General features: G+C 55.6%; 9 protein-coding genes, 2 tRNA genes and 3 rRNA genes. 9 read left to right on the top strand and 5 right to left on the bottom strand.

Features of this window, described 5'->3' with window-relative positions; translation table 11 throughout:
- The first annotated feature begins 146 nt into the window (after positions 1 to 146).
- The gene (locus J3P94_RS19395) at positions 147 to 1,313 is read left to right on the top strand and encodes an aminotransferase class V-fold PLP-dependent enzyme (protein WP_434569283.1); all 1,167 of its coding nucleotides are present in this window, start codon (positions 147 to 149) and stop codon (positions 1,311 to 1,313) included.
- A 49-nt stretch (positions 1,314 to 1,362) separates the two neighbouring features.
- A complete protein-coding gene (locus J3P94_RS19390) occupies positions 1,363 to 3,171 on the top strand; it encodes an aminopeptidase P family protein (protein WP_434569282.1) in 1,809 nt (602 codons plus the stop codon).
- Positions 3,172 to 3,180: 9 nt separating this feature from the next.
- Here the strand turns inward: J3P94_RS19390 and J3P94_RS19385 are convergent, their stop codons facing one another.
- The gene (locus J3P94_RS19385) at positions 3,181 to 3,771 is read right to left on the bottom strand and encodes a 2-hydroxychromene-2-carboxylate isomerase (protein ID WP_434569281.1); all 591 of its coding nucleotides are present in this window, start codon (positions 3,769 to 3,771) and stop codon (positions 3,181 to 3,183) included.
- Between the two features lie 32 nt (positions 3,772 to 3,803).
- Positions 3,804 to 4,532, bottom strand: a complete 729-nt coding sequence (locus tag J3P94_RS19380) for an SDR family oxidoreductase (RefSeq protein ID WP_434569280.1) — start codon at positions 4,530 to 4,532, stop codon at positions 3,804 to 3,806.
- A gap of 89 nt (positions 4,533 to 4,621) precedes the next feature.
- Here J3P94_RS19380 and J3P94_RS19375 point away from each other — a divergent pair, with 89 nt between their 5' ends.
- Positions 4,622 to 5,191, top strand: coding sequence for a TetR/AcrR family transcriptional regulator (locus J3P94_RS19375; RefSeq protein ID WP_434569279.1), 570 nt, complete (start codon positions 4,622 to 4,624; stop codon positions 5,189 to 5,191).
- Between the two features lie 8 nt (positions 5,192 to 5,199).
- On the opposite strand, the gene J3P94_RS19370 is transcribed toward J3P94_RS19375, so the two are convergent.
- Both J3P94_RS19370 and rhtA read right to left on the bottom strand, forming a co-directional pair.
- On the bottom strand, positions 5,200 to 5,481 hold the full coding sequence (locus tag J3P94_RS19370) for a hypothetical protein (protein ID WP_434569278.1): 282 nt from the start codon (positions 5,479 to 5,481) through the stop codon (positions 5,200 to 5,202).
- 167 nt (positions 5,482 to 5,648) lie between these two features.
- Positions 5,649 to 6,536: a threonine/homoserine exporter RhtA gene (gene rhtA, locus J3P94_RS19365; protein WP_434569277.1), complete on the bottom strand. Its 888-nt coding sequence runs from the start codon at positions 6,534 to 6,536 to the stop codon at positions 5,649 to 5,651.
- 678 nt (positions 6,537 to 7,214) lie between these two features.
- Between rhtA and J3P94_RS19360 the strand changes: the two genes are divergently transcribed.
- The 5 genes from J3P94_RS19360 to rrf all read left to right on the top strand — a co-directional run bounded on the left by J3P94_RS19360 (position 7,215) and on the right by rrf (position 12,406).
- A 16S ribosomal RNA gene (locus J3P94_RS19360) occupies positions 7,215 to 8,753 on the top strand.
- A 65-nt stretch (positions 8,754 to 8,818) separates the two neighbouring features.
- A tRNA-Ile gene (locus tag J3P94_RS19355) sits at positions 8,819 to 8,895 on the top strand.
- A gap of 27 nt (positions 8,896 to 8,922) precedes the next feature.
- Positions 8,923 to 8,998 (top strand) — tRNA-Ala (locus J3P94_RS19350).
- 251 nt (positions 8,999 to 9,249) lie between these two features.
- A 23S ribosomal RNA gene (locus tag J3P94_RS19345) occupies positions 9,250 to 12,141 on the top strand.
- Between the two features lie 149 nt (positions 12,142 to 12,290).
- A 5S ribosomal RNA gene (gene rrf / locus J3P94_RS19340) occupies positions 12,291 to 12,406 on the top strand.
- Together the 16S, 23S and 5S rRNA genes with 2 tRNA genes alongside form the textbook arrangement of a ribosomal RNA operon.
- A gap of 94 nt (positions 12,407 to 12,500) precedes the next feature.
- Here the strand turns inward: rrf and J3P94_RS19335 are convergent.
- Positions 12,501 to 12,902 (bottom strand): lysozyme inhibitor LprI family protein, encoded by a 402-nt coding sequence (locus J3P94_RS19335; protein ID WP_434574251.1) that lies wholly within the window; start codon positions 12,900 to 12,902, stop codon positions 12,501 to 12,503.
- 123 nt (positions 12,903 to 13,025) lie between these two features.
- On the opposite strand from J3P94_RS19335, the gene J3P94_RS19330 reads away from it, so the two are divergent.
- Complete coding sequence (locus J3P94_RS19330; RefSeq protein WP_434569276.1) at positions 13,026 to 13,484, top strand: SRPBCC family protein; 459 nt, start codon at positions 13,026 to 13,028, stop codon at positions 13,482 to 13,484.
- Positions 13,485 to 13,698 lie beyond the last annotated feature (214 nt).

The raw sequence follows: 13,698 nt of genomic DNA, 5'->3' as shown, positions 1-13,698 counted from the left end.
CGATGCCTGCTAAGCTCGCTGTTTCAGGAGCGTTCCTACGCACTTTTAAATGAAGTCCGACTTCTTTTAAGGTCTTGATCAGTTAAAGCTATGTCTCGAACCCAACGAGGGCATCTGGTCTTGGAACAGATTCTGCGAGCTTCCTTATGAATAAGCGTCCTTTGTATTTTGATTACGCCGCGACCACCCCGGTGGACGAGCGGGTGATCCAGGTCATGGTCCAATGCCTGGGTTTCGACGGTAACTTCGGTAACCCGGCCTCCAGCTCCCATGCCTTCGGCCAGGAAGCCCGGCGCTCGGTGGAACTGGCGCGCCAGCAGGTGGCTCGGTTGGTGGGGGCTCAGGCCGGACAAATCGTCTGGACTTCCGGCGCCACCGAATCCAATAACCTGGCCCTCAAGGGCGTGGCCCAGGCGCGTGAAGCGCGTGGCGGCCACGTCATTACCAGCCTGATCGAACACAAGGCCGTTCTCGATACGGTCAGGCAGCTCGAGGAAAATGGCGTCGCGGTAACCTGGCTGGCGCCGGGCGCCGATGGCCTGATCAACCCGCAAGCGGTTCGCGAGGCGCTGCGCGAAGACACTTTCCTGGTGTCGCTGATGCTGGTCAATAACGAGTTGGGCACCGTCAATGACGCCATCGCCATTGGCGAGATCGTTCGAGAGCATGGCGCGTTGTTTCATATGGACGCGGCCCAGGGTGCGGGAAAAGTGAGCATCGACCTGGCCCGGTGGCCGGTGGACCTGATGTCGTTTTCCGCACACAAGATCTACGGCCCCAAGGGGATCGGCGCACTTTACGTCGGTGATCGCGCGCGCCCGCGGCTGTCGGCCCAGATCCATGGCGGCGGTCATGAAGGTGGCTTGCGCTCCGGGACCTTGGCGACTCATCAGATTGCCGCGATGGGCGCGGCATTCGAGCTGGCGGCGCAGTCCTTTGATGAAGAGCTTGCCGACATTGACCGACTGCGCAATCGTTTGCTTGAACCTTTGCTGGCCTTGCCCGGTGTGTGTATGAATGGCAGTGCCAACTGTCGCATTCCCCATACGGTGAGCCTGACGTTCAACGAAGGTGAGTTCAACCCGGCGACGCTGGGCGCATCGATGGCATTCTCCGCGACCTCGGCTTGCAACTCGGCGCAAAACACCCCATCCCACGTGTTGCTCGCCCTTGGGCATGATGCACGCGCGGCGGGGCGGACCATTCGTTTGAGCCTGGGCCGCTTTACCAGCGAACAGGATATTGATGAGGCGGTGCGATTGATCAAGGCCGCCTGTGTTGCCGCGCCGGCCTTCTGGGCGGCAACCCCCTGAGCCGAACGCATTCGGCATCGAACAATAAAATTGATTAGCAGGAGTGATGATGAGTACCCAGCCTTCGATCCCGGGACAGGTTCCCCAGCGCCTGGCCCGAATTCGCCAATTGATGAGCCAGGAGGGCATCCATGCGCTGTTGGTGCCCTCCGCAGACCCGCATCTTTCGGAGTATCTGCCGGGGTACTGGCAAGGGCGCCAATGGTTGTCCGGGTTCCATGGCTCGGTCGGTACATTGATCGTGACCGCGGATTTCGCCGGGGTCTGGGCGGACAGTCGTTACTGGGAACAAGCCACCTGGGAACTGGAAGGCAGCGGCATCGAGCTGGTCAAACTCATCCCCGGAAAGCCCGGGCCGTTGGAGTGGCTGGCCGAAAACACGCCTGAAGGGGACGCGGTAGCGGTCGATGGGGCGGTCATGGCGGTGGCATCGGCGCGGACCCTGAGCAGCAAGTTGCAAGAGCGTGGCGCACGGTTGCGTACCGACATCGATCTGCTCGCACAAGCCTGGACCGATCGTCCGAGCTTGCCTGATCAACCGGTCTATGCCCATTTGCCGCCGCAAGCCACGATCGGTCGTGTCGAGAAAATCGCCCAGTTGCGCGACGCCCTGAAGGAGCGTGCTGCGGATTGGCATTTCATCGCCACCCTGGACGACATCGCCTGGCTGTTCAACCTGCGCGGCGCGGATGTGTCATTCAATCCGGTATTCGTCTCCTTTGCCCTGATCAGCCAGCAGCAGGCGACGCTGTTTGTGGATTTGAACAAGGTCGACGCTGCGCTGCGTTCTGTTCTTGAGCAAGACAGCGTAACGCTGCGCGACTACAGCGAAGTGGCCACTGCATTGCGTGAAGTGCCGAGCGGCGCGAGCCTGCAGGTCGATCCGGCCCGGGTCACGGTCGGCTTGCTGGACAATCTGGACAGCGGCGTGAAACTCGTCGAAGGGCTCAACCCCACAACACTTGCCAAATCGCGCAAAAGCCCGGCCGATGCCGAGCACATCCGTCGAGCAATGGAGCAGGACGGAGCGGCGCTCTGCGAATTTTTTGCCTGGCTGGAAAGTGCCTGGGGCCATGAGCGCATCACTGAACTGACTATCGATGAGCACCTGACCGCAGCGCGCAAGCGCCGGCCGGAGTTCGTCTCCTTGAGCTTCAATACCATCGCAGCGTTTAATGCCAATGGCGCGATGCCTCATTATCACGCCACGGAAGAGGCGCACGCGATCATTGAAGGCGATGGCTTGCTGTTGATCGATTCGGGCGGCCAGTACCTTGGCGGTACCACCGATATCACTCGCATGGTGCCGGTCGGGACACCGACGTCGGAGCAGAAGCGTGACTGCACCCGCGTGCTCAAAGGTGTGATCGCCTTGTCCAGGGCCAAATTCCCCAAGGGCATTCTGTCGCCTCTGCTGGATGCCATCGCCAGGGCGCCGATCTGGGCTGAACAGGTGGATTACGGTCATGGCACCGGCCACGGTGTCGGTTATTTCCTTAACGTTCACGAAGGGCCGCAGGTCATTGCCTATCAGGCTGCTGCCGCGCCCCAGACCGCCATGCAGCCGGGCATGATCACCTCCATCGAGCCGGGTACTTATCGCCCGGGCCGCTGGGGTGTTCGCATCGAGAACCTGGTGTTGAACCGTGAGGCGGGCAGCAGCGAGTTCGGCGAGTTCCTCGCATTCGAAACCCTGACGCTGTGCCCGATAGACACCCGCTGCCTTGAGCCGTCGTTGCTGACCCAGGACGAAAAGGACTGGCTCAACGCCTACCACGGCGAGGTTCAGCGTCGCTTGAGTCCGCTGCTCGATGGCGCTGCGCTGCAATGGCTGAACACACGGACAGCGGCAATCTGAAGCATAGGGTCAGCCGAGGGCTTCACGGACGAAGTCCAGGCGATCCTGGCCAAAGAACATCTCGTTGCCGACAAACATGCTCGGCGCACCGAACACACCTCGGCGCACGGCCTCTTCGGTTGTGCTCCTTAGTGTTTCCTTGACCTGCTCGTCGGCTGTAAGGGCAAGCACATAGGCAGGGTCGAAACCCCCTTCGTCCAGCACGGCCGCGACTGTTGCCGGGTCGTTGAGGTTGCGGGCATTCACCCAGAGCGCCCGGAACAGACAGCTCGTGAAAGTCTCGAAACGACCCGGATGACGCAGTTGCATGCCCGTGACGGCGCGCATCAATAGCAATGTGTTGATTGGAAAATGCGGGTTGAGCTTGAAGTCGACACCGTAGCGCTTGGCGAAACGGTTCAAGTCCTGGAACAGATAAGGCCCCTTGGCCGGCACGGTAACGGGCGACGCGTTGCCCGTTGCCTTGAATACGCCGCCCAGAAGCATGGGGCGATAGATGAGCTCGCTATGGGTTTCGGCGCAGAGCGCGGGCAATTGGGTATAGGCCAGGTAGGTGGTCGGGCTGCCCAGGTCGAAAAAAAACTCGACGGATCTGTTCATGGCTACGCTTCTCTTATTGTTGTGAGGGAGACTTACCAGCGTTCGTTCCAGGGGCGCAGATCCAGTTCGAAGGTCCAGGCATCCCGCGGCTGGGTATGCAGGTACCAATAGTTTTCGGCGATGTGCTCAGGGTCGAGGATGCCGTCTTCTGCCCTGGTTGCGTATTTTTCCGGGAAATTATCGCGGATGAAGTCGGTGTCGATGGCACCATCCACCACCACATGGGCTACATGAATATTCATCGGCCCCAATTCTCGCGCCATGCTCTGGGCCAAGGCCCGGATGCCATGTTTGGCCCCCGCAAATGCGGCGAACCCTGATGCCCCGCGCAAGCCTGCCGTGGCGCCAGTAAACAGGATCGTGCCGCGCTGACGTTTGACCATGCGCCTGGCCACTTCTCGAGCATTGAGGAAACCTGAAAAGCAGGCCATTTCCCAAATCTTGAAATATTTGCGAGCCGTCTCTTCGAGAATGCTGCAAGGCACGTTGGCGCCGATGTTGAATACAAAGGCTTCGATCGGGCCCACCTTCTCCTCGATTTGCTCGATCAGTGCGATCACATCATCTTCCTTGCGTGCGTCGCAGGCAAAACCGTGGGCTTCACCGCCCTGGGTACGGATTTCGTCGACCAAAGCTTCAAGCTTGTCAGCGTTGCGGCGAGTGACGCAGGCCACGAAGCCTTCCCGAGCGAAACGCCGGGCTATCGCGCCACCAGTAGCATCGCCAGCTCCCACTACCAGTACAACCTTCTTGTTATTCATGATTGGCCTCATTGGTAAACGATCGTTAGCTAAACGGACGTTATGCTAAGATTCGCCAAGCGTCAAGATGAGCATCCAGAGGCAAGCACATGCGTTATTCAGCCAATCACAAGATGGAAACCCGAGAGAAACTGCTGACCAGCAGTGCCATGTCGGCCAAGAAATCAGGATTTTCAACGGTAGGGGTAGATGGCCTGATGAAGGCGATCGGTCTTAGCGGCGGGGCGTTCTACAGCCATTTCTCATCCAAGGATGAGCTATTCAAGGCGATCGTCGAGCGCGAGTTGAGCCAGAGCCTGGAGCGCTTGAGTGGTAGCGGCGTCATGGACTCGATGAAACTGGAGCGTTGCCTCAAGCAGTACCTGAGCATGAGCCATGTCGAACAACCCGAGGCTGGCTGCGCCTTGCCGGTTCTGGGGGCTGAGATTGCTCGTTCGGATATGTCGGTGCGTGAGGCCGCGCAAAGCTGGATCTGCCGCCTGCACGAAAGCTGGGCGCGGATACTTGAGAGCGATAGCCTGGCTTGGGCGATCCTGTCTCAATGCGTGGGTGCGCTGGTTGTTGCGCGGATGCTGGCAGCGCCTGAGCTCCAGCAGGAGGTTCTCAGCTCCAGCCATGACGAGATCAGCCATCGCCTGGCCGAACGACAGTCCAACTGAAGCGCCGCCTATTTGCAGATGACGATCATGCTGCGGCTGGTGTATCCGGCTGGATTGAGCCCGAAAGGATAATCTCCTGGCTCCTCAACGGCGTCACCTGATTTGGCGATGATTTTGTAACCTTTGGGCGCGCATGAGTTGGCGGCGCTGGCCCTGCACTGGTCCCAGGAAGAGGACAGGCCGGAGCAGTTGATATGCAGGCCTTTTTTTCCGCGTTTGACTTCGGTTTTCGACGTCGCCGCGCAGCCCGTAACCGCTAGTACAGCGATCAGTATCAAGATTCGTTTCATTCCCGTCCTTAATGCCGCCGCGGATCTTATGCCTACGTACGGCTGCGTTCGCTTTCGCTTCAAGCGTTCATGACATCCTGTACGAAAAAATCCATGTCTGACATTAGGTTACGGGGCTAAACATGGCCTAAATGCGCGATAAATACCAGACCTGCGTTAGAACGTTATCAATCTGCGGCAATGGCGGGCTTGGCAGAGTCGCCCATGGTCAACGTAGCGCCGATCGACGCGAGGATGATGCAGGTTATGGCTGCCCATTGGGCCAGGGATAGATATTCCTGGAGAAACAGCAGCCCCGATAGCGCGCCGACCGCAGGCTCGACGCTCATCAGTGTGCCGAAGGTGCGGGCTGGTATGCGGGTGAGTGAGATCATTTCCAACGTGTAGGGCAGGGCGGTTGACAGAATGGCGACGCCAATGGCGACAGGGATGAGGCTCGGGGTCAGCAAAGCGGTCCCGGCATGCACGATGCCGATGGGGGCTACGAACAAGGCTGCGATCATGACGCCGAGCGCAGCGGTCTGCACACCGTTGTCCGCACCGGCCTTCTGGCCAAACAGGATATACAGGGCCCAACAGACACCCGCCCCCAATGCATAACCGGCTCCGATCAGGTCGATGCCCGCGCTGGTGGCTCCGGTGGGTATGAGCAGGAGCAAGCCAACCACCGCCAGGGCGATCCAGAGAAAATCAATCGCACGGCGCGAGGCATAGATAGCGACTGCCAAGGGGCCGGTGAATTCCAGAGCCACTGCAATGCCCAGTGGAACGGTACGAAGCGACATATAGAAGAGAAAGTTCATGCCGCCGAGCGCCAGCCCATAGACAATCACCGTGCGCAAGGATTGGGCGGTAAGTTTGGCTCGCCACGGTCGCAGCAGTACCAACATGATAAGGCTGGCGAAAATGAGCCGTAGCGTCGTGGTGCCTTGCGCACCGACTACAGGGAACATGCTTTTGGCAAGAGAGGCTCCAGACTGGATGGATGCCATGGCTATTAGTAGCAGGGCAACCGGATACAAGGTGGTTGCCAGGCTGCGATGTGGTGAAGTCATTGCGGGGTGTCATCCAGAAGTAGGGCAGGGAAACAAGGTGAGCAATATAGTGCGCATTTCAATCGGCGCAGTCTACATACATGACGGCTTGGGATTCAGTTGTGCATAGACAGCTGAAAACTGAAAATAATGGTTGACGGCAAATTCTGGATGTCTATAATTCGCCCCACTTCCGGCGCAGTCGAAACGGAAAACTCCTTGAGATTCAACGAGTTAAGTAGGTTTCGAAAGTGTGCGGCTTCAGATCATCGAAGCGCGGAAGGAGTGGGCAGGCCGGTTTGATGGGCGCTGTCGACGGTTCGATCCTCTCGGTCGAAAGCGGTAAAAAAGAGGTGTTGACAGCAGCGACTAACGCTGTAGAATTCGCCTCCCGCTAACGAGAGATCGGAAGCGCAAGTGGTTGAAGTTGTTGAGGATTTCCAAGCGAAACTTTGAAAACTTCTTAAAATAACCGCTTGACAGATACACGGGGCGCTGTAGAATGCGCGCCTCGGTTGAGACGAAAGGCTCAACCCACCGCTCTTTAACAACTGAATCAAGCAATTCGTGTGGGTGCTTGTGGAGTCAGACTGCTAGTCAACAGATTATCAGCATCACAAGTTACTCCGCGAGAAATCAAAGATGTAACCAACGATTGCTGAGCCAAGTTTAGGGTTTTCTCAAAACCCAAAGATGTTTGAACTGAAGAGTTTGATCATGGCTCAGATTGAACGCTGGCGGCAGGCCTAACACATGCAAGTCGAGCGGCAGCACGGGTACTTGTACCTGGTGGCGAGCGGCGGACGGGTGAGTAATGCCTAGGAATCTGCCTGGTAGTGGGGGATAACGCTCGGAAACGGACGCTAATACCGCATACGTCCTACGGGAGAAAGCAGGGGACCTTCGGGCCTTGCGCTATCAGATGAGCCTAGGTCGGATTAGCTAGTTGGTGAGGTAATGGCTCACCAAGGCGACGATCCGTAACTGGTCTGAGAGGATGATCAGTCACACTGGAACTGAGACACGGTCCAGACTCCTACGGGAGGCAGCAGTGGGGAATATTGGACAATGGGCGAAAGCCTGATCCAGCCATGCCGCGTGTGTGAAGAAGGTCTTCGGATTGTAAAGCACTTTAAGTTGGGAGGAAGGGCAGTTACCTAATACGTAATTGTTTTGACGTTACCGACAGAATAAGCACCGGCTAACTCTGTGCCAGCAGCCGCGGTAATACAGAGGGTGCAAGCGTTAATCGGAATTACTGGGCGTAAAGCGCGCGTAGGTGGTTCGTTAAGTTGGATGTGAAATCCCCGGGCTCAACCTGGGAACTGCATTCAAAACTGTCGAGCTAGAGTATGGTAGAGGGTGGTGGAATTTCCTGTGTAGCGGTGAAATGCGTAGATATAGGAAGGAACACCAGTGGCGAAGGCGACCACCTGGACTGATACTGACACTGAGGTGCGAAAGCGTGGGGAGCAAACAGGATTAGATACCCTGGTAGTCCACGCCGTAAACGATGTCAACTAGCCGTTGGGAGCCTTGAGCTCTTAGTGGCGCAGCTAACGCATTAAGTTGACCGCCTGGGGAGTACGGCCGCAAGGTTAAAACTCAAATGAATTGACGGGGGCCCGCACAAGCGGTGGAGCATGTGGTTTAATTCGAAGCAACGCGAAGAACCTTACCAGGCCTTGACATCCAATGAACTTTCCAGAGATGGATTGGTGCCTTCGGGAACATTGAGACAGGTGCTGCATGGCTGTCGTCAGCTCGTGTCGTGAGATGTTGGGTTAAGTCCCGTAACGAGCGCAACCCTTGTCCTTAGTTACCAGCACGTTATGGTGGGCACTCTAAGGAGACTGCCGGTGACAAACCGGAGGAAGGTGGGGATGACGTCAAGTCATCATGGCCCTTACGGCCTGGGCTACACACGTGCTACAATGGTCGGTACAGAGGGTTGCCAAGCCGCGAGGTGGAGCTAATCCCACAAAACCGATCGTAGTCCGGATCGCAGTCTGCAACTCGACTGCGTGAAGTCGGAATCGCTAGTAATCGCGAATCAGAATGTCGCGGTGAATACGTTCCCGGGCCTTGTACACACCGCCCGTCACACCATGGGAGTGGGTTGCACCAGAAGTAGCTAGTCTAACCTTCGGGAGGACGGTTACCACGGTGTGATTCATGACTGGGGTGAAGTCGTAACAAGGTAGCCGTAGGGGAACCTGCGGCTGGATCACCTCCTTAATCGACGACCGCAGCGGCTTCATGAGCTCCCACACGAATTGCTTGATTCATTGAAGAAGACGATTGGGTCTGTAGCTCAGTTGGTTAGAGCGCACCCCTGATAAGGGTGAGGTCGGCAGTTCGAATCTGCCCAGACCCACCAATTTCATGGTGTCCCCTGTAGCGATACGGGGCCATAGCTCAGCTGGGAGAGCGCCTGCCTTGCACGCAGGAGGTCAGCGGTTCGATCCCGCTTGGCTCCACCATTACAGATTGGTACCAACGTTTAAAGCTTAGAAATGAGCATTCCACCGTACGGTGCCTGAATGTTGATTTCTAGTCTTTTGATTAGATCGTTCTTTAAAAATTTGGGTATGTGATAGAAAGATAGACTGAACGTTACTTTCACTGGTAACGGCTCAGGCTAAGGTAAAATTTGTGAGTTCTCTTAGTTGAGAAATTCGAATTTTCGGCGAATGTCGTCTTCACAGTATAACCAGATTGCTTGGGGTTATATGGTCAAGTGAAGAAGCGCATACGGTGGATGCCTTGGCAGTCAGAGGCGATGAAAGACGTGGTAGCCTGCGAAAAGCTTCGGGGAGTCGGCAAACAGACTTTGATCCGGAGATGTCTGAATGGGGGAACCCAGCCATCATAAGATGGTTATCTTGTACTGAATACATAGGTGCAAGAGGCGAACCAGGGGAACTGAAACATCTAAGTACCCTGAGGAAAAGAAATCAACCGAGATTCCCTTAGTAGTGGCGAGCGAACGGGGACTAGCCCTTAAGCTTCTTTGATTTTAGCGGAACGCTCTGGAAAGTGCGGCCATAGTGGGTGATAGCCCTGTACGCGAAAGGATCTTAGAAGTGAAATCGAGTAGGACGGAGCACGAGAAACTTTGTCTGAATATGGGGGGACCATCCTCCAAGGCTAAATACTACTGACTGACCGATAGTGAACTAGTACCGTGAGGGAAAGGCGAAAAGAACCCCGGAGAGGGGAGTGAAATAGATCCTGAAACCGTATGCGTACAAGCAGTGGGAGCCCACTTTGTTGGGTGACTGCGTACCTTTTGTATAATGGGTCAGCGACTTATTTTCAGTGGCGAGCTTAACCGAATAGGGGAGGCGTAGCGAAAGCGAGTCTTAATAGGGCGTCTAGTCGCTGGGAATAGACCCGAAACCGGGCGATCTATCCATGGGCAGGTTGAAGGTTAGGTAACACTGACTGGAGGACCGAACCGACTACCGTTGAAAAGTTAGCGGATGACCTGTGGATCGGAGTGAAAGGCTAATCAAGCTCGGAGATAGCTGGTTCTCCTCGAAAGCTATTTAGGTAGCGCCTCATGTATCACTGTAGGGGGTAGAGCACTGTTTCGGCTAGGGGGTCATCCCGACTTACCAAACCGATGCAAACTCCGAATACCTACAAGTGCCGAGCATGGGAGACACACGGCGGGTGCTAACGTCCGTCGTGAAAAGGGAAACAACCCAGACCGTCAGCTAAGGTCCCAAAGTTATGGTTAAGTGGGAAACGATGTGGGAAGGCTTAGACAGCTAGGAGGTTGGCTTAGAAGCAGCCACCCTTTAAAGAAAGCGTAATAGCTCACTAGTCGAGTCGGCCTGCGCGGAAGATGTAACGGGGCTCAAACCATACACCGAAGCTACGGGTATCACGCAAGTGATGCGGTAGAGGAGCGTTCTGTAAGCCTGTGAAGGTGAGTTGAGAAGCTTGCTGGAGGTATCAGAAGTGCGAATGCTGACATGAGTAACGACAATGGGTGTGAAAAACACCCACGCCGAAAGACCAAGGTTTCCTGCGCAACGTTAATCGACGCAGGGTTAGTCGGTCCCTAAGGCGAGGCTGAAAAGCGTAGTCGATGGAAAACAGGTTAATATTCCTGTACTTCTGGTTATTGCGATGGAGGGACGGAGAAGGCTAGGCCAGCTTGGCGTTGGTTGTCCAAGTTTAAGGTGGTAGGCTGAGATCTTAGGTAAATCCGGGATCTTAAGGCCGAGAGCTGATGACGAGTTACCCTTTGGGTGACGAAGTGGTTGATGCCATGCTTCCAAGAAAAGCTTCTAAGCTTCAGGTAACCAGGAACCGTACCCCAAACCGACACAGGTGGTTGGGTAGAGAATACCAAGGCGCTTGAGAGAACTCGGGTGAAGGAACTAGGCAAAATGGCACCGTAACTTCGGGAGAAGGTGCGCCGGTGAGGGTGAAGCACTTGCTGCGTAAGCCCACGCCGGTCGAAGATACCAGGCCGCTGCGACTGTTTATTAAAAACACAGCACTCTGCAAACACGAAAGTGGACGTATAGGGTGTGACGCCTGCCCGGTGCCGGAAGGTTAATTGATGGGGTTAGCTAACGCGAAGCTCTTGATCGAAGCCCCGGTAAACGGCGGCCGTAACTATAACGGTCCTAAGGTAGCGAAATTCCTTGTCGGGTAAGTTCCGACCTGCACGAATGGCGTAACGATGGCGGCGCTGTCTCCACCCGAGACTCAGTGAAATTGAAATCGCTGTGAAGATGCAGTGTATCCGCGGCTAGACGGAAAGACCCCGTGAACCTTTACTATAGCTTTGCACTGGACTTTGAATTTGCTTGTGTAGGATAGGTGGGAGGCTTTGAAGCGTGGACGCCAGTCTGCGTGGAGCCATCCTTGAAATACCACCCTGGCAACTTTGAGGTTCTAACTCAGGTCCGTTATCCGGATCGAGGACAGTGTATGGTGGGTAGTTTGACTGGGGCGGTCTCCTCCTAAAGAGTAACGGAGGAGTACGAAGGTGCGCTCAGACCGGTCGGAAATCGGTCGTAGAGTATAAAGGCAAAAGCGCGCTTGACTGCGAGACAGACACGTCGAGCAGGTACGAAAGTAGGTCTTAGTGATCCGGTGGTTCTGTATGGAAGGGCCATCGCTCAACGGATAAAAGGTACTCCGGGGATAACAGGCTGATACCGCCCAAGAGTTCATATCGACGGCGGTGTTTGGCACCTCGATGTCGGCTCATCACATCCTGGGGCTGAAGCCGGTCCCAAGGGTATGGCTGTTCGCCATTTAAAGTGGTACGCGAGCTGGGTTTAGAACGTCGTGAGACAGTTCGGTCCCTATCTGCCGTGGACGTTTGAGATTTGAGAGGGGCTGCTCCTAGTACGAGAGGACCGGAGTGGACGAACCTCTGGTGTTCCGGTTGTCACGCCAGTGGCATTGCCGGGTAGCTATGTTCGGAAAAGATAACCGCTGAAAGCATCTAAGCGGGAAACTTGCCTCAAGATGAGATCTCACTGGGACCTTGAGTCCCCTGAAGGGCCGTCGAAGACTACGACGTTGATAGGCAGGGTGTGTAAGCGCTGTGAGGCGTTGAGCTAACCTGTACTAATTGCCCGTGAGGCTTGACCATATAACACCCAAGCAATCTGTAGACTCGAAAGGGGCCAGATTGCGGTGTGTGAAGACGCAATGAACCGAAAGTTCGAGTCAAAACCCACAAACTATCGCATACCCATTCGCTGGAACGTGACCGCAAGGCACGCGCTGGCTACCGAATTTCTTGACGACCATAGAGCATTGGAACCACCTGATCCCATCCCGAACTCAGAAGTGAAACGATGCATCGCCGATGGTAGTGTGGGGTTTCCCCATGTGAGAGTAGGTCATCGTCAAGATTAAATTCCGAAACCCCTATCTGCTGACGCAGGTAGGGGTTTTGTTTTGCCCGCAAGAAAATTGACCTGAGGACATCCTCTTCGACACCATCAATCAAGCCCCAGGTACCGGGCAGCTCAGGTCTCCTTCTTCGCAGTTGAGGTACGTCTTGAACGCCTCTACTCGCGCCTTCGTCAGGGCTGTAATGCAGTCATTCTGAATCATCGGATAGACGCTCCCCCCTTCGGCACCAGAAGCAGAAAAGCTGCATTCGGCGTCACGGAAGTCAATCCAGGCTCGCTGTGCCTTGACCAGCAATTGCTTGGCCTCGGCATTGTCTTTCAAACGCGCTGTGATCTGTTTGTACAGACTGTTCAGTTCCTTGTCGGCGGCCTTGGTCTCTTGGGCTGCACACTGGTTTATGTCGCCTTGGGTCGTGGCGTTGGTACAAACGTCAGCCTGGACAGCGCCAATGAACAACAGCGGAATCAGGGGCAGCAACAAACGGGTGTACATCATCAATCTCTCCATGAGGGGTAAAAACTGCTGGAGGAGTGTAACCAAACAAGGCGTTGATACAACTTTACGGTTGGCCTTGTGGTCTTACAGGCCTAATGTTGAACACAGGAGGTGACGACCATGCATCTGTCTGATCGTATCGAAAGAAAGATCTTGTTGAAGGCGCCGCGTTCGCAGGTCTGGCGAGCCCTGGCCAATGCTGAAGCCTTCGGCCAATGGTTTGGCGTGGATCTCGCGGGCAAGCGGTTTGTTGCCGGTGAGCGCACCCAAGGGCAGATTACCTATCCGGGTTATGAGCATCTTGTGTGGGATGTCCTGGTGGAGCGTGTCGAGCCCGAGCGAGTGTTCTCGTTTCGCTGGCATCCTTACGCTGTGGAGCCGCAGACCGACTATTCCCAAGAGTCCGAGACGCGTGTGCAATTCGAGCTTGAAGACATGGGCGGTGGCACCCTTCTGAAGGTAGTGGAGTCAGGATTCAATGACATTCCCGAGGCGCGTCGACTCAAGGCTTTCCGAATGGACAGTCGTGGTTGGGATGAACAGATGGCCAATATTGAAGAGTATCTGAACAAGGCATGATGGAGCCCAAGGACCAAACGCCGGTTACCTGACCGGGCTAAGGGTTTCCGGAAGGGGTGATATGGCGAATGTCTTACACGGCTTGGTAGCTATGTCCTCTGTTTCACTTTGGATCCGACGCGTAATCTAGCCTCATCCACTGAAGCACAGGAAGTGCTCAGGATCAGGGACGATCGACCTTGCAAGGATGGCTACCGACAAGGAGTCGTAATGG

The sequence above is a fragment of the Pseudomonas sp. Z3-8 genome, assembly GCF_051131975.1.
Lineage (GTDB): Bacteria > Pseudomonadota > Gammaproteobacteria > Pseudomonadales > Pseudomonadaceae > Aquipseudomonas.
Note: the sequence above shows the minus strand (reverse complement) of the source record. Positions and strands in the feature narration are given on the sequence as shown.